At 67.0% G+C, this 17882-nt stretch carries 14 protein-coding genes; 6 read left to right on the forward strand and 8 right to left on the reverse strand.

The annotated features are described in order from the left end of the window. Positions 1 to 227: 227 nt before the first annotated feature. On the forward strand, positions 228 to 695 hold the full coding sequence (locus GYM46_RS12570) for a MarR family winged helix-turn-helix transcriptional regulator (protein WP_035309100.1): 468 nt from the start codon (positions 228 to 230) through the stop codon (positions 693 to 695). A gap of 35 nt (positions 696 to 730) precedes the next feature. On the opposite strand, the gene GYM46_RS12575 is transcribed toward GYM46_RS12570, so the two are convergent. The 3 genes from GYM46_RS12575 to GYM46_RS12585 all read right to left on the reverse strand — a co-directional run bounded on the left by GYM46_RS12575 (position 731) and on the right by GYM46_RS12585 (position 6700). Further along, complete coding sequence (locus GYM46_RS12575; RefSeq protein WP_008261188.1) at positions 731 to 2860, reverse strand: TonB-dependent receptor domain protein; 2130 nt, start codon at positions 2858 to 2860, stop codon at positions 731 to 733. Positions 2861 to 3023: 163 nt separating this feature from the next. Then, positions 3024 to 3503 carry a hypothetical protein gene (locus tag GYM46_RS12580; RefSeq protein ID WP_008260144.1) on the reverse strand — a complete coding sequence of 160 codons (480 nt, stop codon included), beginning with the start codon at positions 3501 to 3503 and terminating at the stop codon, positions 3024 to 3026. A 221-nt stretch (positions 3504 to 3724) separates the two neighbouring features. After that, positions 3725 to 6700 carry a TonB-dependent receptor gene (locus GYM46_RS12585; protein WP_035309098.1) on the reverse strand — a complete coding sequence of 992 codons (2976 nt, stop codon included), beginning with the start codon at positions 6698 to 6700 and terminating at the stop codon, positions 3725 to 3727. 227 nt (positions 6701 to 6927) lie between these two features. Between GYM46_RS12585 and GYM46_RS12590 the strand changes: the two genes are divergently transcribed. Then, positions 6928 to 8595 carry an FAD-binding dehydrogenase gene (locus tag GYM46_RS12590; RefSeq protein ID WP_035309095.1) on the forward strand — a complete coding sequence of 556 codons (1668 nt, stop codon included), beginning with the start codon at positions 6928 to 6930 and terminating at the stop codon, positions 8593 to 8595. A gap of 9 nt (positions 8596 to 8604) precedes the next feature. Here the strand turns inward: GYM46_RS12590 and GYM46_RS12595 are convergent, their stop codons facing one another. Both GYM46_RS12595 and GYM46_RS12600 read right to left on the reverse strand, forming a co-directional pair. Continuing rightward, entirely contained in the window at positions 8605 to 9039 is a 435-nt protein-coding gene (locus GYM46_RS12595) for a DUF2147 domain-containing protein (protein WP_008261622.1), read from the reverse strand. After that, positions 9039 to 9824 carry a Coq4 family protein gene (locus GYM46_RS12600; RefSeq protein ID WP_231492528.1) on the reverse strand — a complete coding sequence of 262 codons (786 nt, stop codon included), beginning with the start codon at positions 9822 to 9824 and terminating at the stop codon, positions 9039 to 9041. The genes GYM46_RS12595 and GYM46_RS12600 overlap by 1 nt, the downstream gene beginning before the upstream one ends. Positions 9825 to 9884: 60 nt before the next feature. Between GYM46_RS12600 and GYM46_RS12605 the strand changes: the two genes are divergently transcribed. Both GYM46_RS12605 and GYM46_RS12610 read left to right on the forward strand, forming a co-directional pair. Then, positions 9885 to 10499 (forward strand): TetR/AcrR family transcriptional regulator, encoded by a 615-nt coding sequence (locus GYM46_RS12605; protein ID WP_008261603.1) that lies wholly within the window; start codon positions 9885 to 9887, stop codon positions 10497 to 10499. Positions 10500 to 10579: 80 nt separating this feature from the next. Further along, positions 10580 to 11554: a bile acid:sodium symporter family protein gene (locus GYM46_RS12610; protein WP_008261800.1), complete on the forward strand. Its 975-nt coding sequence runs from the start codon at positions 10580 to 10582 to the stop codon at positions 11552 to 11554. Here the strand turns inward: GYM46_RS12610 and GYM46_RS12615 are convergent. Continuing rightward, positions 11547 to 11957, reverse strand: a complete 411-nt coding sequence (locus tag GYM46_RS12615; protein WP_155988139.1) for a hypothetical protein — start codon at positions 11955 to 11957, stop codon at positions 11547 to 11549. The two genes, GYM46_RS12610 and GYM46_RS12615, sit on opposite strands and share 8 nt — an antisense overlap. 178 nt (positions 11958 to 12135) lie before the next feature. Here GYM46_RS12615 and GYM46_RS12620 point away from each other — a divergent pair, with 178 nt between their 5' ends. Beyond that, entirely contained in the window at positions 12136 to 12786 is a 651-nt protein-coding gene (locus GYM46_RS12620) for a helix-turn-helix domain-containing protein (RefSeq protein WP_008262215.1), read from the forward strand. 31 nt (positions 12787 to 12817) lie between these two features. Here GYM46_RS12620 and GYM46_RS12625 read toward each other — a convergent pair whose 3' ends face one another. Further along, entirely contained in the window at positions 12818 to 14476 is a 1659-nt protein-coding gene (locus tag GYM46_RS12625; RefSeq protein WP_040349707.1) for an amino acid ABC transporter ATP-binding/permease protein, read from the reverse strand. A 2-nt stretch (positions 14477 to 14478) separates the two neighbouring features. Then, entirely contained in the window at positions 14479 to 16083 is a 1605-nt protein-coding gene (cydD, locus tag GYM46_RS12630) for a thiol reductant ABC exporter subunit CydD (protein WP_008258957.1), read from the reverse strand. A 198-nt stretch (positions 16084 to 16281) separates the two neighbouring features. Here cydD and GYM46_RS12635 point away from each other — a divergent pair, with 198 nt between their 5' ends. Next, complete coding sequence (locus GYM46_RS12635) at positions 16282 to 17874, forward strand: cytochrome ubiquinol oxidase subunit I (protein WP_035308384.1); 1593 nt, start codon at positions 16282 to 16284, stop codon at positions 17872 to 17874. Positions 17875 to 17882 lie beyond the last annotated feature (8 nt).

Consider the following 17882-nt stretch of genomic DNA (forward strand, 5'->3'; position numbering starts at 1 on the left):
CGGCATGGTCGGCTTTGGCTCGGGCGGGCGGCTCTGACGTTAGACGTCTCAAGAGGGCCAATTATTCCCGCCGGCTGCCCCTTTCGCGCGTCCACTTCGAAGCGCGCCGCATCCAATCCCGGGACCGGCCCACGATGAGACGGGCCTGGCGAGGCAGGCCATCGGTCTTGTTAAGAGAATAATTATCGCGATATACTCTCGTCCTGTGCAGGAGCGAGTAGGTCGGAATGTCCAAATCCAAAGGTCCGGTCCCGATGGAGGACCAGCTTTGCTTCACCGTCTATTCGACCGGCATGGCCATCCAGCGGGCGTACAAGCCCCTGTTGGACGATCTGGGCGTCACCTATCCGCAGTATCTCGTGATGAACGTCCTGTGGCGGGAGGACGGCCGGACGGTCGGCGATATCGCCGACGAATTGGCGCTGGAGCCCAGCACCATGACGCCCTTGCTGAAACGGCTGGAGGTCGCCGGCCTTGTCCGGCGGGCGCGCAACCCCGCGAACGAGCGCCAGGTGGTGATCACCCTGACCAGCGAGGGCCAAGCCCTGCGTGAACGCGCGGGGTGTCTGGGCGAGGCCCTGCTGGACGCCTCAGGCCAGACCATGCCGGAACTCAGCGACCTCAACATCCGCCTCAAGTCTCTGCGCGACGCCGTCTACGAAAGCCTTGCGTCGCGCAAGTCGACGCAAGGCTAGGGGCCGGGGCGCCTCGGCGGGGCTGGGCTCGAGGCTCAGAAGCGTCGGCTGAGGCTGAGGCGAATGACGCGGCCCAGGGGGTCCTGATCGTCGCGACCATAGGCCGGCGCCGGGCGACCATCTCCCAGGGTCGCGGTCGGCCGCGCGTCGAAGAGGTTCTCCACCCCCAGTTCAAGCCGCAAGCCCTGGGTGCGACGGCGCGGCCCCGTGTCAGAGGCCTCGCTCCTGGGCGACGACAGGACGGTGCTGAGGGTGAAGCCGATCAGGGTCAGGGGCGACAGAAGCAGATCGTCAGGGCCGTCCTGCCCCAGATCGCGACGAAGGCGCGCGCCGCTTCGCCAGGTCGCCGCAAGGTTCAAACCCCATCGCGCGTATCGTCCGTCGAGCCGCAACGCCAACTGATGACGCGACAGGCCGCCGCCGTCTCCGGCGAGTTGATCAAGGCGGGGTAGGGCTTCGTTTATCGTGATGCGATCCTCCAGCCGCCAGGTGTGGTTGAAGGCGACCTGGACGGAGCCCCGCCTGGACGCCTCCGGCGCCCCGCTCCCGAGCGGAATATTGGCGGTCAGGCCCGACGAGAGGGTTTGGGACGAGATCGCCTTGAGATTGATCGGCCGCTGGTCGATGCCCGTCAGGCGACCTGAGGCGTCGCGCAGGATACGGTCCGGAAAGGCCGTCTCGGTCGCCGGCGTCAGGGCGGGAAGGGCTCCGATCGCATTCGTCGCCCGCGTGTTCTGAAGATCGACACTGGCCTGAAGACCCCACGCGCCGAAGGGGCCCGTCGATCCCGAGAGGGACAGGGTTTGCGTCTCCTGGGCCTGAAGATCCGGGGCGCCGCCGAGAATCGGCTGGATCTCGACGGCCTCGCCGCGGCGGAAGTCATAGAAGGTGCGCGGCGGCCCATAGCGGATCGGGTCGAACCGCTGTTCACGGGTGGGCGCATCGGTCGCCTGAGCGAATTGCGCGCCCAGACGGACTCTCCCGGACGGCGACCAGGCGACGCCGGCGTTCAGCCCCGTCCCCTGGGCGTCGGCCTCGTCGAGCAGTCTGAGGCGGCCGCCCAGATTGAGCGCCAGGTCGCCGAGCAACCGCCGGGGTCCGCCCCGGTCTGACTGCGAGGACGTGACCGGCAGCGTCAGGCCGGATCGGAGCTCGAGCGCGCGGGACGAGGGGGTTGCGGTTACGCCGGCGGCCCTGATGTCGGATCTGGAGCGAAGATACTGCGTATCGACCGTCATCTGGGCGGGCCCCGCCGGCAGGTCGATCAGGGTCCGGTCGGCCGAGAGTTTCGCGACGGCCGACACCGTGCGGGCCGTCACATCCGTCGCGCCCCTTTGCCGGCCTTCCGAGACCAGACCATCGAGCCCCCATCTCACCGACCATCCCAGGGCGCGCCCCGCCAGGCCCCCGGCCATGGTCAGGGCGTCTGTTTCCTGTCGGGTCTCCGCCCTGTCCGCAGCTGCGACCGAACTTGAGACGAAGCGGTCCTGCCGGGTCTGCAGATTTGCGCTGAACGAGGTCGACCAGTCTGACAGGGTTCCGGTCGCCGATAGATTCACCGAGCCCGTCTGCGCCTGCGGGCGGAGCGTGTTTCCGCCGCCGCCCGGATGGTCTCGACCATAGCCTGGCCGCTCGTCCGCCCAGAGCGGCGTGGTCCTCGCGCCCTGAAGGCCCATCTGGAAGGTCGAGGATCCCTGGATTTCTGATTGGCGTGCGTCGAGCGAGAGGGTCGTCGTTCCGCCGGCTGTCGGCCGGGACGCCTTCGCCAGAGCGTCACGGCTTCTGAACTCGGGCTCAAGAACGATGTTGACGACCCGCCGCCCAGGATCGCCGCCGTAGAGGGCGCCCGCCTGCGGCGGCAGGGCTTCGACGCGGACCAGGGCGTCGGGTGGGAAGCCCGTGAAGTTTCGGGCGTCCACGACCGGGCGGCCGTTCACGATCACAACGGGCGGTTGCTGGAAGCCCAGACGTTCGCTGAGGCGAGCGATCACCTCGCCTATGTCGTAGGCGCCGAGGTTGTCGATTTCTTCGGGCCCAAGCTCCTGCTCTGGCGCGACCCTGGCCGCACCGCGTCGCCCGACCACTTCGACCTCTTCTAGCTGGGCGGGCGAAGGCGAAGCGGGCGGCGCTTCCTGGACGGGGATGAGAGCCAGAAGGGCCAGCATGGACGATCAACCCCCGTCCTGGATCGTAAGTCCCATGAAATACGCGACCTCGATCACGGCATGACGATCCAGCTCGCCTCGCCGAGGGGGAAAGCGAAAAGGGCCGGGCGTCAGAGACGCCCGGCGAGGTTTTTCAGGTTTGGGATCCAGGGGAGCGCCGGGCTTAAAGGATCTGCAGGCCTGGAATGCGGATCGAGCCGCTGCGGATCGTGCAGCTGCGACCGCCGGCGTTTACGGGCGGCAGCACATTGTTGCTGAAGGTGGCCGTGCTGGTCGCATTGTTCCAGGCGGCGACGACAGTGCCGTAGCAGGGGTCGTTGGCCACGGTGTTGGCGCCGATGGTCAGGGAGATCGACGTGGTCGATCCCGGCACCACGGCGGCGCTCCAGGATCCGTAGGGTCCGACGGCGAAGCAGAGGGCGCTGCCGGGCGTGATGCTGCGGGTCGGAATGGGCGCGCTGGTCGCGCTCAGCGGGCTTGCGGTGATGGAGACATTGCAGGTCACGACGGTCGTCTGAGACAGGACGACCGAACCTGATCCCGATACGCTGCCCGAGCTGGGCGAGAAGGATTGGGCGAAGCTGGGGGAAGCCAGAGCGACGGAAGCGAGCGCCGCGGCGGCGATGGAAAGCGTCTTGATCATGATAGTCCTCCCTTTGAGTGGGTCCTTGGATGGACCCGTTGAGCGTGTGTTCACCCGCTAGGGGCAACCTACTTACAGCGCCGTTAGCAACCTGGAGTCAAGGAAAAATACGTATACTTTTCAATAGCATAATGCCACATGAGGCCGTCCGCTCGGCGTCTTTCGACGCCGGGGGGACGGCCTTGCAGGGCGGCCGGTCGTCGACCGGCCTGTCGGCGATCTCAGAACGACTTGGTCAGCCGCACGGCGAACAGCCGCGGGTCCAAGGTGAAGACGTTGGTCGTCAGCCCGGTGTCGTCCGAGTTGGTGAAGGCGTCGACGATGGGCGCATCGTCGAAGACGTTCTTGACATAGGCCTGAAGCTTCAGGCCCCGCGCCTCGTTGGTCAGGGACACTGAGAGGTTCAGATTGTCCCAGCCCTCCAGCCGGTCATATTCCGTGTTGTAGACGCGGAAGAAGCTCTCGCCCTGGCGATAGTAGTCGCCGCGCAGGGTCAGGTCCCAATCGCCCAGGAACCAACTGTACTGGGCCCCGATGTTGGCGGTCCAGTTGGGCGAGTTGGGCAGTTCGTTGCCGCTCAGGTCGGCCTCGAAGCCCCGCCCGCCGTTCGGCGCCTCGGTGAGCGGATCGTAGGTGAAGCCGTAGAACTGCCAGAAGGGCAGGCTGGAGGCCAGATCGGGATTGAAGGTCCCGAACCGCGACGACCCGGCGCATAGGGCGCTGAGAGAGAAGATCGCGAGTTCAGTTCCGAACGGGCTGTTGAGGATCTGCTCGGCCAGGTCTCTGGGCGCGATACAGTTCGACGGCACCTGGATCCACGGCCGCAGGGTGATCCAGTCTTCGTTGCCCTGCGTCCGATTCATCACGTCGATCGAACCCTCGCCATCTGCAACGCGGGTTTTCAGATACCCGAAATTGGCGTCGATCTGGAAGTTGGGCGTGGGCTTGTAGACGGTCTCGAGTTCAAGCCCCCAGATCTTGGCGTCGAAGTTTTCGTTCAGCGAGATGCGATCGACGATCTGGGAGACCTGGTAGTCCTTGTAGTCGTAGTAGAAGGCGGTGGCGTTCAGTCGGAGCATGCCGTCCAGAAGCGAGTTCTTGGTCCCGATCTCGAACGCGTTGACGTATTCTGGCTCAAAGGTGCCGGCCAGCGGCTGGTACTGGACCACGGTCGGGTTCAGGTCCAGGCGGGGCGGATTGGTGCCCCCGCCCTTGTAGCCGCGCGACAGCGACGCATAGACCAGGGTGTCGTTGGTAAAGGACAGGTCCGGCGTCCAGTCCAGCACGATCCGACCGGTGACCGCCTCCCATTTCTGTTCGACGTCGGGCAGGGCGTAATAGCCGCTGCGCACATAGCCGCCCGTGGCCAGGCCCGGATCGCCATTCAGATTGGCGCCCAGCAGCAGTTGGCTGGGATAGGGGGTCGTGTCCTTGCGATCCTCGGTATAGCGCAGGCCGGTGGTCAGCCTCAGCTCAGGCGTCAGATCCCAATATCCTTCACCGAAGACGGCCCAGGACCGGGTGTGAATGACGTTCTTGCTGCGGAAGTAGTTGTGCCCCTCTCCATTAATCTCGCTGAGCGGATTGGGATCGACATAGACGCATTCGAACGGCTGGGTGTCGTCGCACGGCCGCGTCCCGATTCCGCCGTTCGGTAGGTAATCGAAGTTGTAGAAATATTCGGCGATCAGCGAGAAAGTGTTGTTTAAGACGTAATAATCGTCCTGAGATTTGAAATCGAGATAGTTGGCGCCGAGGCTGAAGTTGAATCGACCTTCGCCCTTCGACTGAAGCCGGAACTCCTGATACCATTGCCGATTGTCCGATTGGCTGATGTCCACCGCCAGGATGCGGTCTGACGGACCCAGTTGAGGGTCGGTGTAGACCCCGCCCGGCGTCGCGGTCGACGGCGCGGGATCGCCGAAGATGTCTAAGACACTGTTGCTGTCCACAAAGGCGGGGTTGGAGACGTAGCGGGCATAGTCCTGGGACGCATAATAGTCGTCCTTGGCGTAGGCGGTCTGGGAATAGAGTGTCAGGGTGTCGCTGAGATCGAATTCCAGATTGACCTGCACCACATCGTTTTCGGCGCGGAACACCGGATCATAGCTGGTGGCGATCTCTCTCAGATCGCGGGACTGGACCACGCCTTCATAGGGGTCGAAACCGAGGGGGATCAGGTTGATCGATTCAAAATTGGGACCAAAGCCGAGGTTCGGCGCCGTGCCGAGCAGGCGAACCGGCCCGAAGGACCCGCCGTTTGGCGCGCCATAGGCGGCGTCGGCATAGAGCGAACCGGGCAGGCAGCCCTGGCTCAGCTGGTCCTGGGTGTAGGCCGTGGTGATGGACGCCGAACCGACCTGGGTCGGACCCGGATCGGTGGTGCACAGCTGTTTGCCGGTGCGCGAGCGATTGTCGTCTTCCTCGAAATGCTCCCAGATCGCATTGGCGCGGAACCGCGCTGTCGGTTCCCAGCGGGCCGACAGACGAGTGGTGAACAGGTCGCGGTCGTTCACATGGGTGTCGTTGAAGCTGTTGTAGTCGAAGCCGTCGCGCTGGGTGAAGCCGAAGGCGCCGCGCACGGCGAATGTGTCGCCGAAGGGGACGTTGAGCATGGCCTGGCCGCGCCGGCTGTCATAGTTGCCCAGTTCGCCCGCGGCGAAGCCTTCGGATCGGAACTTGGGCAGTTCGGGGAACATGTTGACGACGCCGCCGGTGGCGTTGCGGCCGTACAGGGTGCCCTGCGGCCCGCGCAGCACCTCGACCCGGGCGACGTCCAGATATTCCTGCTCGAACAGGCGGTTGCGGATAAGGGGCGTGTTGTTGAAGCTGACGGCCACCGCCGGATCGCTGGAGGCCGAGACGGCCTTGGTCCCGATCCCGCGGATCGAGAAGTTGTACATGCTGAAGTTGGACTTGGAGAAGGTGACGTTCGGCACGGCGCGCAGCAGTTCCGAACCCCCATCGATCTGACGCGACTGCAGGGCCTCGGCCGACAGGGCGGTGACGGCGATGGGGACGTCCTGCACGGATTGTTCGCGTTTCTGGGCGGTGACGATGATGTCGTCCACGACGACGGGAGCAGAATCCGGCTGAGGTGGGGTTGTCTGCGCCAGCGCGGGCGCGCCGGTCATCAGGAAGGCTGTCGCCGATACCGAGAGCGCGAGGCGCGCGCGAATGCTGACCGCTGAAGCCATGAAATCCTCCCGAAGCGCGCCGGTCTGTCGGCGGCGCGTGATGTGCGTTTCCTCCCGCCTGATGTTTCCGCTCGACGGGGCGGGGCCACCGGCGGTTGTCGGCAACTTCGCACTACTCACCGTCATGTCAATACATATTGACAGCAGTGTTGGTTGACGGTCATCCGGAACGGGGGAGTTCGGATGTCGATCTTCGCCCGCGCGCGTCGCGAAAAAGGGGAAACAGGATGGACTGTGATGCCGTGATCGTCGGCGCCGGACTGGCGGGCCTGGTCGCCGCCAACGAGCTGGTTCAGGCCGGCCGCAGAGTGGCGCTGGTGGATCAAGAGAACGCCGCAAACCTGGGCGGGCAGGCCCACTGGTCATTCGGCGGCCTGTTCCTGGTCGACAGCCCCGAGCAGCGTCGCCTGGGCGTCCGCGACGGCTTTGATCTCGCCTGGTCGGATTGGCGGGGCAGCGCGGGCTGGGATCGGCTGGACGGCGCGCTTGCCGAGGATGAGTGGGCGGTGCGGTGGGGAAAGGCCTATGTCGAATTTGCGGCCGGCGAGAAACGCGCCTGGTTACGGCGTCACGGGATACGACTGACGCCTATGGTCGGCTGGGCCGAGCGGGGGGACGGTCGCGCCGATGGTCACGGCAACTCGGTCCCCCGGTTCCATGTCGCATGGGGCACCGGGACGGGCGTGAGCGGCCCGTTCGCGGCTCGCGTGCGCGATGCCGAGACACGCGGCAGGCTGGCGTATCACCCGCGCTGTCGCGTCGACGACCTGATCGTTGAAGCGGGGCGGGTCACAGGGGTGTCAGGCGTTCGACTGGCGCCGGACGCGGCGGGGCGCGGCCGGGCCTCCAATCGGGATGCGGTGGGGTCCTTCACCCTGCGGGCTCCGTCGGTGCTGATCGCGACGGGCGGGATCGGCGGGGATCATGACAAGGTGCGGCGTCTGTGGCCCGCGCGCCTGGGAAGTCCGCCCCGCGAGATGGTCAGGGGCGTGCCCGCCTATGTCGATGGACGGGGGCTGGACATCGCCGAGGCGGCCGGGGCCCGCGTCGTGAACCGTGACCGGATGTGGCACTATGTCGAGGGTCTGCGGAATTGGGACCCGATCTGGCCAGGGCACGGCATCCGCATCCTGCCCGGCCCGTCGTCCCTCTGGCTCGACGCCCTTGGGCGCCGCCTGCCGTTCCCGGCCCTGCCGGGCTATGACACGCTTTCGACTCTTCGCCACCTGCGCACCACGCCCGACCTGGCGGCGCACGATCACTCCTGGTTCGTTCTGACCCAGGCGATCATCGAAAAGGAGTTCGCGCTTTCCGGATCGGAGCAGAATGGCGACATCACCTCTGGAGACTGGCTGAGAGTGCTCAGAACCCGGTTGGGCAAGGGCGCGTCGCCGGAGGTCGAGGCGTTCAAGGCGCACGGCGCCGACTTCGTGGTCGCCGACGCACTCGGCGACCTCGTCGCCGGGATGAATGCTCTGACCCCGACGCCCCTGCTGGACGTCGAGGGGGTGCGGCGGGTGATCGCGGCCCGGGACGCGCAGATCGACAACCCCTACGCCAAGGACCTCCAGATCCAGGGCGTTCACAATGCCCGCCGATACCTGGGCGATCGTCTCGCCCGGGTCGCAAAACCGCATCGCCTTCTGGATCCCCGGTCCGGTCCGTTGATCGCCGTCAAGCTGCATGTCCTGACGCGCAAAAGCCTGGGCGGGATTCAGACCGATCTGGACAGTCGCGTTCTCAAGCCTGACGGAACAGTGCTCGAAGGCTTGTACGCGGCCGGCGAAGCTGCGGGGTTCGGGGGCGGCGGCGCCCATGGGTACAACGCCCTGGAAGGCACCTTCCTGGGCGGATGCCTCTTTACGGGTCGCGCCGCCGGTCGGGCCATGGCCTGACCGGCGGCCCTAGGGCAGCCGCACCCAGGTCTGGGTTCGGCAGAGCAGGGGAGCGATGCAGCCTCGCACCGCAAGGTGATCGGGATCGATGAGGACCAGACGCCCGCTGGCGGCGCGCCGCCCGCTGTCCGGGTCGTAAAGCGGCCCGCCGGTCCAGGTCGTCGGGCCGCCGCGAAATCCCTCCAAAACCCTCAGCCCGCGCAGCGGACGGTCGCGCAGCGCGGGATCGTGATTGCGAACGTCCCTTTGGTCCGGATTGCGCCGGAGCGGCGCTGCATCGACCAGCCGACCGCACAGGGCCGAGCCGCAGGCGTGGATCTCGACCACGCCCCCCTGGGCGGCGGTGCGCCATCGTCCCAAAAGCCGACTGTCCGCCGCCGCAGCCGGCCCCGCAACCGCCGTGCACAGAAGTCCGGCGATCAGGACGGCTGAAAGGGGCGCCATCAAGCCGCGACCAGGAGGCTGTTGCGAAGTTCGACCGGAATCCGGTCGTAGAGGGTCGGACCGGACAGGCCGAGACGGGCGCGGGCCTGCTCCAGCGGCACCGACATCAGCGCCTCGTAGTCCAGCGCCGGCAGCCAGGCCGCCCGGCGGCCCCGAAGCCAGGCCTGAAGAACGGCGCGCGCACACGGGTGGCCCGTGCGGGCCCGGGCGGCTTCGATCGCAACACCGGCCGCGATGAGACCAAAGCCCGCGCTTCGCGTCTGCGGGAGAGAGAAGGCGACCACACAGGCTTCTCCGAGCGCGTCGGTGCGATAGCCGGTGAGAACGTGCCAAAGATCGTGCACGTCGCGCAGTCGACGCGCATACCAGGCGTAGGGGTGAGCGGCTTCGATCTCGGAGTCCGCGACCTTGCGGCTTTCCCCGGCCAGACCGTAGGCCGAGAGGTTCCGCTCGTCGATGAAGTCCAGATAGGCGCGGCCGACCGTGCCCGGCGGGAGCGACTCCAGCCACGCCCGATCATGCAGGCGGTCCGCCAATTCCACCATCATATAGGCCTGCCGAGCGCCTTCAGGCTGTTCGAGCATCTTCTCATAGCCCCGGCGGACGGAACGCCCGGCTAGAGCGTTCATGATCTCGAACACCTGAGTCGTGTCTTCCTTGTCGGCGATGAGACGGCGCAAGGCGCGAAGCGCCCGGAGCGGCTCGACGCGTCGGGGACGCAGCCGGCTGGGCGTGCGGGTTTGCGGATCGAATTTGGCGTCCGCGACCATTAGTTCGGCTGTCACTTGCTCTCTCCCAGGACTGAGCTTAACCAGTTGCTATCTACATGGATGTAACTAACACTAATGTCAATAGAGCGCGTTCGTCGTCGTCGTCGCACCCCTGATGAAGCCCGTCTGGAGGCCCTGGTCTGCGCCCGTGCGCGACTGCTGTCCGGAGGGCCGGACTCCGTCACCCTGAAGGCCGTCGCCGATGACCTCGGAATGACCCACGCCAATCTGATCCATCACTTCGGGTCGGCCGAGGGGCTTCAGTCGGCCTTGATGGGTTCGATGGTGGCGGATCTGTCTCGCGACCTCGAGGCGGCGATCGCGCGCCTGCGTACCGATGAGGGGGCGCCGCTGGAATTGGTCACCGCCGTATTCGACGCCTTCGCCGAAGGCGGGGCGGGCAAGTTGGCGGCCTGGATCGTGCTGAAGGGCGATCTCTCACATCTCGAACCCGTTCGGGACGCCGTCAACGGGCTGGTCCACGTGATTCAGGAGAAACTGGGCGACCCGTCCGACGCCAGCCGGGACCGACTGTCTTCGGCGGTCCTCTTCATCGCGCTGAGCGCGTTCGGCGAGGCCCTGATCGGAACTCCGCTCAGGAACATGCTCGACCAGGACGAGGACGCCAGTCGGCGGGTGGTGGCGGGGCTGTTGCCCTATTTTGTCGCCCGATCCGAGCGTGCGAACTGAACGATCAGAATCGGTTCGCCTCCGATGACGATCTGATGCGGGGCTTGCCGTTCGCCTGAGGCGCGGCCTAGGACCGGGCCATGAACGCGTTGCGCCGATGGATCGACCCTTACCTGCTGATGCTGATCGGCACGGTGGTTCTGGCCGCCCTGGCTCCGGCTCGCGGCGCGGGCGCGAACGTCGCCGAAGGGGCGGCGACGGCGGCCATCGGCCTGTTGTTCTTCCTCTATGGCGCGCGTCTGTCGCCCGGCGCCGTCTGGGCGGGACTGTCGCATTGGCGGTTGCAGGGGATGGTGCTGTCCTCCACCTTCCTGCTGTTCCCGCTGATGGGCCTGGCCGTGTTCTGGGCGACGGGGCCGTGGTTGGCTCAGGATCTGAGGATCGGCCTCTTCTATCTGTGCCTGCTGCCGTCGACGGTCCAATCCTCCATCGCCTTCACCGCCATCGCGCGGGGCAATGTGCCGGCCGCCCTGTGCGCCGCCTCGGTGTCCAATCTGGCCGGAGTGGTCATCACGCCCCTGTTGGTGATGCTGCTGCTGCCCGTGGGCGGCGCGGGCGTGTCGCTGTCGTCCATCGAAGGCATCGCCTTGCAGATCCTGGCGCCCTTTGTCGTCGGGCAGGCCGCGCGGCCCCTGATCGGCGGCTGGCTGACGCGGCACGGCCGTCTGACCTCGGTGGTGGATCGGGGTTCGATTCTGCTGGTCGTCTATGTCGCCTTCAGCGCCGGGGTGGTGTCCGGGGTCTGGACCCGCCTGTCTCATCTGGACCTGGGGCTGGTGGTGGTTCTGGACGTTCTGATCCTGGCGGTCGCTCTGGCGGTTACGACCCTGGTCAGCCGGCGGCTGGGCTTTTCGCGTGAGGACGAGATCGCCATCGTCTTCTGCGGCTCGAAGAAGAGCATGGCCAGCGGCCTGCCCATGGCCGCCATCCTGTTTGCGGGGCAGAGCGTCAGCCTGATCGTCATTCCCCTGATGCTGTTTCACCAGATCCAGCTGTTCGCCTGTGCGGTCCTGGCGCGACGCTACGGCCAGGCTGCGCAGGACGGGATCAGATGACGCGGTGAAGCACGGCGGCGTCGGATATCTGGCGCATGACGGCGTCATAGCCCGGCGCGTCGATTCGGCTGGAAAGGCCGATGGAGCTGCACCCCTTGCGCGCCAGATCGCAGGCGGCGGCGACGAGCGGTTCGATCAGCTTTTCCGGCCGCAACAGGTCGAAGGCGACCAGGGTGTCGACCATGAACTGCCGCTCGCCCGAGGACGTCGTCGAGATGGAATAGGCCAGTATGGCCCGGACGCAGTCATTCGCCACGGCCGCGATGACCCCGCCGACGGCCGGGGCCGAATCCACGACAGCGCGCCAGGATTCCAGAGTCAGACTGGGGTTCCCCATGTGGGCCAACACATAGGCTTGGTCGGCTTCGTCGCTGTTCAGGCGGCGATACTGGAGGGCGCTCATTTTCGCCGCCATAAGCCGTGGACGAAATGGCCGCCTTGATCTCCATCAATCCGTTTGCGTGCGTCGGTGACGAAGTCTAACCTCCTTCGTCATGCTCGAACTCCGATCCCTGCCCACGGACTGCGCCAAACGCCGACAGGAGTCGGTGTGTTCCGCTTGTGGCGCGCGGGCCTTCAGCGTGTGCAGCAGCCTGGATTCCTCCGATCTGGCCGGTCTCGACGCCATCGCCGAACGGGTGACGCTGAAGGCGGGCGAGGCCCTGATCCGCGAAGGCGATCCGGCGGTCCATCTGTTCAACATCACCTCGGGTTCAGTGCGGATCTACAAGCTGCTGCCGGATGGGCGGCGCCAGATCACGGGCTTCCTGTTCGCCGGCGACTTCGTCGGTCTGGCCACGGGCCAGGACTACGCCTTTTCCGGCGAGGCCATCGAGGACGCGACCCTGTGCCGGTTCCGCAAGACCGACTATCGCGCCCTGATCCGTGAGCGGCCCTTGCTGGAAGAGGCCTTGCTGGACCGGGCGACCCACGAACTGGCGGCGGCGCAGAATCAGATGCTGTTGCTGGGCCGCAAGACGGCCCAGGAACGGATCGCCTCCTTCCTGCTGGACCTGCCGACGCGCGATCCCCTGCGGCCGTCGACCGAGGATCAGGTCCGGCTGCCGATGACCCGGTCTGAAATCGCCGACTATCTGGGTTTGACCATCGAGACCGTCAGCCGGGTTCTGACCAAGCTGAAGACGACCGGCGTGATCCGCCTGTTGTCGCTGAACGAACTGCGGATCGAACAGCCCGACCGCCTTCGCGACATCGCCGAAGGCGAAGTCTGAAACCCGTTTCGTCGTCCAGCGATAGAACCGTCTAGACCGGCGCCAGCTGACGCGTGACGGTCAGGCGGACCTTTCCGTCTTCGGCGATCCCCTCCACCCGGATGACCCGGTCGCACAGCTGTGTCGGGGCGGGGCGGTGGCTGACGACGATCAGGCCCTGGCCCGAGTGTTTCAGACGCCGGTCGAGCGCGGCCAGCACCTGGGCCTCGGTCGTCGGGTCCAAGCCTTCGGTCGGTTCGTCCAGCACCAGCCAGGGCGCGGACCGAAGATAGGCGCGAGCCAGGCCCAGCCGTCGCCGCTCGCCGCCAGACAGTCTCTCGCCATTGGGGCCGACGCGGGCGTCCAGGCCGGCCGGATCGGCGCGGACCCGTTCGGCCAGGGCCGCATCCTCCAGCGCGCGCCACAGCGCGCCGTCTTCGGCGGGGCCGGCCAGCAGCAGATTGTCGCGGATCGTGCCGTCGATCAGGCGGATGTCCTGGGCGGCGTAGGCGAACAGGGGGCGGCGGTCGTCCGGGGCGACGCCGGCGATGTCCAATCCGCCCAAGCGCGCCTCGTCCGCCAGGGCGTCGCGCAGGCCGACCAGTCGTTCAGCCAGCGTGGTCTTGCCCGACCCGGACGGGCCGATCAGGCCCAGGCGCATCGGCGGGGCCATTTGAACGCCGTCCGCCGACAGGACCAGGCTCGCCTCCGAGGGGGCGGGCGAAGACGCAAGCGACGGGGCCGAGGCCAGGGCGTCCAGCCGCCGGGCGGCTTCGACGGCGGCGCCGTTCTGTTGCAGGGCGCCGACCAGTCCGGCGGCGGCCTCGATCCCCATGGCGGCGGCCAGGGCGGCGAGGGCCGTCATCGGCAGGGCGGCGCCCAGGGTGGCGGGTACGACTGCGGCGACGGCCAGGCCCGTGACCGTCGCCTGCCAGGCGGCCATCCAGCCGCCGGCCTGGCTGAGGACGATCTGGCTTCGGTCGAGACGGGCGGCGGCCTGGGCCGCCTCGCCGGCCGCCCAGCGGTCCAGGCCATAGGCCTTCAGTTCCGGAGAAACGGCTTCCAGGGCGGTCAGCCGATCCTTCAGAACGCCCGTGGCGATCTGAACCTCTCGTCCGGCGGGGGCGGCCAGGCGACGGGCGATCAGCACCGAACCCGCCGCGCTCAGTCCCATGGCGAGCAGCAGCATCAGGCCCGCCATGGGGCTGGCCATGCCGGCCAGCAGGGCGGCCGAAACGGCGCCCGCACCCAAGGCCCAGGGCGCCGACAGACGCACGAACAGGGTCTGGACCGCATCCACGTCCTGCACCAGTCGGGCCGAGGCCTCGCCGGACGACAAGGCCAGGGCCTGGGCGGGCGGGGCGGAGGCGAGGGCGTCGAACAGTTGCGGACGCAGCCGCGCCAGGGCTTTCAACGCAGCCTCGTGACCGGCGACCCGTTCGATATAGCGGGCGCCGGTGCGCAATATGGCCAACATGCGAATGGTCGCGCTGGGCATCATATAGTTGAAGGCCTGGACCGCCGCCGATCCGGCGACGCCGGCGATGGCGGCGCCCGTGATGAACCAGCCCGAGAGACCTAGCAGGCAGGTGGCTGCCACCGCGACGAACGCGCCGCCGGCTGCGGCGATGCGCAGGCGGCCGCGCTGGGCGCGCCGCTGGGCCGCGATCAGTTCGCCGATTCGCGAGGGCGAGGTCGTGTTCACAGTCATGGTCACAGGCGCACCACGCGGTCGGCCATCGCCGCGACAGCGGCGGAATGGGTGGCGATCAGGGTCGTGCGGCCGCGCGTCGCCTGACGAATCAGGTCTAGCATGGCCTCTTCGGAGGCGGGGTCCAGATTGGCCGTCGGCTCGTCCAGCAACAGGATGGGCGCGCGTTTCAGAATGGCGCGGGCCAGGCCCAGCCGCCGACGTTCGCCGCCCGACAGGCCGCCGCCGCGTTCGTCGATGGGCCGGTCCAGATCGCCGAACAGGCCGGCCTCGCCGGCGGCCACCAGGATACGGCCGGGACAGGCGGACGGGTCGGCCAGGCGGATATTGTCACCGAGACTGCCGGGCACGACGATGGGGTTCTGGCTGGCCCAGGCGATCTGGCCGGCGAAATCGCCCGCCTCGCTCAGGCGCGCCCCACCGACCTCGACCTCGCCGGCCGTCAGGGGCGACAGACCCAGGAACAGATGCAGCAGGCTGGACTTGCCGGAGCCGCTGGCGCCCATCAGGGCCACGATCTGACCGGGACGGACCTCCAGGTCGAAATCGGCGATCACCGGCGCGGCCTCGCCATAGGCGATGGCGACCTTGGTGAAGCGAATCGCCGGCGCCTCTTCGGGCAGGATGTGGCGATCCCGCGTGGGGCTTTCCGGCGTGACCAGGGCGGGCACGGCGGATTCGGCGGCCTGGCGGTCGTGATAGGCGGCGGCCAGTCGGCGCAGCGGCTGATAGACTTCTGGCGCCAGGGCCAGAACGAAGAAGGCGCGCGGCAGGTCCAGCGTTTCAGGCGCAGGGAAGGGCAGAAGCTTCAGCAGGTTGAAACCGCAGTAGACGGCGATCAGGGCCACGGCCAGGGCCGAGAAGAACTCCAGCACGCCGGACGACAGGAAGGCGATCCGCATCACGCGGTTGGTGCGGCGCTCCAACTCGTCGGAGGCGCGGGCGATGTCGGCGGTGGTGCGGGCGCGGGCGTCGAAGGCCAGAATGGCGGGCAGGGCGCGCACCCGGTCGACGAACAGACCTGACAAACGCTCCAGCGCCTGGAACTGGCGGCGGCTTTCACCCGCCGCAGCCGTGCCGGCCAGGATCATGCCGAAGATGAAGGGCAGCAGGGTGAACAGAAATATGCCGGCCGAAAACGGGCTGGCGACGGCGGCCACGGCGATGATCAGCAGTGGCGAAAGACCCGCCGCCATCTTCAGAGGCGTGAACCGCGACACATAGCCGTCCAGCGCGCCGACGCCCTCGACCACGGCGGTCAGCCGGTCGTCGGCGCGGCCGCCGCGTCCGAACAGGTCGGCCAGCAGCCGGTCGCGCACGTCTGTCTTGATCGACCGGCCCAGGCGCGCGCCGACCACCACCGCCGCCTGGCCGATCAGGCCGCGCGCCATAAGACTGAACACGGCCAGCAGCAGCCAAGGCGCGGCGGCCAAGGGCGAGGATCCGAAGGTCGCGACCGTCATGGCCAGGCCGCCCGCGAAGCCCACGGCCGGCGCCACGTCAGCGACAGCCAGAAGCCCCGCCAGGACCGTCAGTCGACGCCAAGGCGCCGCCGTCTGTTTCAGCCAGGCCGCAGGGGAGGAGGCTGTGATCGGCGCCGATGTCATTTGCGGACTCCAGCCGTGGGACGGCCCCAAAAGCCATTGGACAAACCGTCGTTGGGCGAAATGTCCAAGGACGATCAGTCCACTACGACCTGGGGCTACAGAGGGCTTTGATCGAAATCAAGGCGACCGCCCCGCCTTCGTTTAAGGGCGTATGAAACGTCGGTCGTCGGGGCCGGCTACAAGGAGCCTTGAGCCATGATCGACCTCGCGGTCGTCGACCTATCCAGGCTGCAGTTCGCGCTGACAGCCCTTTATCACTTCCTCTTCGTGCCCCTGACCCTGGGGCTGTCGTTCATGCTGGTCATCATGGAGTCGATCTATGTCATGACCCGCCGGCCGATCTGGCGCACGATCACCCGCTTCTGGGGCGTGCTGTTCGGCATCAACTTCGTGCTGGGCGTCGCGACCGGCATCACCATGGAGTTCCAGTTCGGCATGAACTGGAGCTATTACAGCCACTATGTCGGCGACATCTTCGGGGCCCCGTTGGCCATCGAAGGGCTGATGGCCTTCTTCCTTGAAGCCACCTTCGTCGGGCTGATGTTCTTCGGCTGGGAAAAGCTGAAGCCGTCGGCGCACCTGTTCGTCACCTTCATGGTGGCGCTCGGCACCAACCTGTCGGCTGTGTGGATCCTGGTCGCCAACGGCTGGATGCAGAACCCGGTGGGCTCGGCCTTCAATCCGGACTCCATGCGAATGGAAGTCACGGACTTCATGGCCGTGGTCTTCAACCCGGTGGCCCAGGCCAAGTTCGTCCACACCGTCAGCGCCGGCTATGTCTGCGCCTCGGTCTTCGTTCTGGGCGTCTCGGCCTTCTATCTGCTACGCGGCAAGCACGTCGGCTTCGCCAAGCGCTCGATGACCGTGGCCTCGGCCTTCGGCCTGGCGGCTTCGCTGTCCGTCGTCGTCCTGGGCGACCAGTCGGGCTATAACCTGACCGATAACCAGAAGATGAAGCTCGCTGCGCTCGAGGCCATGTGGCACACCGAGCCTGCGCCGGCTGGCCTGACCCTGATCGGCATTCCCAGCATGAAGGATCGCGAAACCCACTACGGCGTCCATGTGCCGTGGGTCATGGGTCTGATCGCGACCCGCACCATCGACAAGCCGGTCGAAGGCATCTTCGAACTGGTCGCCACCGCCGAGGACCGTATCGAATCCGGCGTCATCGCCTATGACGCCCTGGAGAAGGTCAAGGCCGATCCGGCCGATCCCGTCGCTCGCGGCGTGTTCGAAACCCATCGTCGCGACCTGGGCTATGGTTTGCTGCTGAAGCGTCACGTCGCCGATCCGCGCATGGCCTCGCCTGAGCTGATCCAGAAGACGGCGTGGGAAACGGTGCCGAACGTGCCGGCCCTGTTCTGGAGCTTCCGCATCATGGCCGGCATCGGCATGTTCATGATCCTGTTCTTCGCCACGGCCTTCTACCTCTGCACCGTGCGCAAGCATCAGACCCGCTGGTTCCTGCGTCTGGCCGTCCTGTGCCTGCCGCTGCCGTGGGTGGCCATCGAGTTCGGCTGGATCCTGGCCGAGTTCGGACGTCAGCCCTGGGCGGTCGAAGGCGTGCTGCCGACCTTCCTCGGCGCCTCGTCCCTGAGCGTGCCCCAACTGTGGGCGACCATCATCGGCTTCACCGCCCTGTACGGCGCCCTGGCTGTGGTCGAGGTCCGGTTGCTCCTCTACGCCATCAAGAAGGGGCCGTTCCACGAGCAGGAACTGTTCGGCGAACCTACGCCTGAAGCCCCGGCCCAATCGCCCAGCCAGCGCCCCGCCGCGCCCGCCGTGGCCTGACCCAGAGA

The organism is Brevundimonas mediterranea (assembly GCF_011064825.1).
Lineage (GTDB): Bacteria > Pseudomonadota > Alphaproteobacteria > Caulobacterales > Caulobacteraceae > Brevundimonas > Brevundimonas mediterranea_A.

Coding starts and splice junctions, on each gene's coding strand:
- GYM46_RS12570 (WP_035309100.1), top strand. CDS start 228: ATGTCCAAATCCAAAGGTCCGGTCCCGATGGAGGACCAGCTTTGCTTC.
- GYM46_RS12575 (WP_008261188.1), bottom strand. CDS start 2,860: ATGCTGGCCCTTCTGGCTCTCATCCCCGTCCAGGAAGCGCCGCCCGCT.
- GYM46_RS12580 (WP_008260144.1), bottom strand. CDS start 3,503: ATGATCAAGACGCTTTCCATCGCCGCCGCGGCGCTCGCTTCCGTCGCT.
- GYM46_RS12585 (WP_035309098.1), bottom strand. CDS start 6,700: ATGGCTTCAGCGGTCAGCATTCGCGCGCGCCTCGCGCTCTCGGTATCG.
- GYM46_RS12590 (WP_035309095.1), top strand. CDS start 6,928: ATGGACTGTGATGCCGTGATCGTCGGCGCCGGACTGGCGGGCCTGGTC.
- GYM46_RS12595 (WP_008261622.1), bottom strand. CDS start 9,039: ATGGCGCCCCTTTCAGCCGTCCTGATCGCCGGACTTCTGTGCACGGCG.
- GYM46_RS12605 (WP_008261603.1), top strand. CDS start 9,885: ATGTCAATAGAGCGCGTTCGTCGTCGTCGTCGCACCCCTGATGAAGCC.
- GYM46_RS12610 (WP_008261800.1), top strand. CDS start 10,580: ATGAACGCGTTGCGCCGATGGATCGACCCTTACCTGCTGATGCTGATC.
- GYM46_RS12615 (WP_155988139.1), bottom strand. CDS start 11,957: ATGAGCGCCCTCCAGTATCGCCGCCTGAACAGCGACGAAGCCGACCAA.
- GYM46_RS12625 (WP_040349707.1), bottom strand. CDS start 14,476: ATGACTGTGAACACGACCTCGCCCTCGCGAATCGGCGAACTGATCGCG.
- cydD (WP_008258957.1), bottom strand. CDS start 16,083: ATGACATCGGCGCCGATCACAGCCTCCTCCCCTGCGGCCTGGCTGAAA.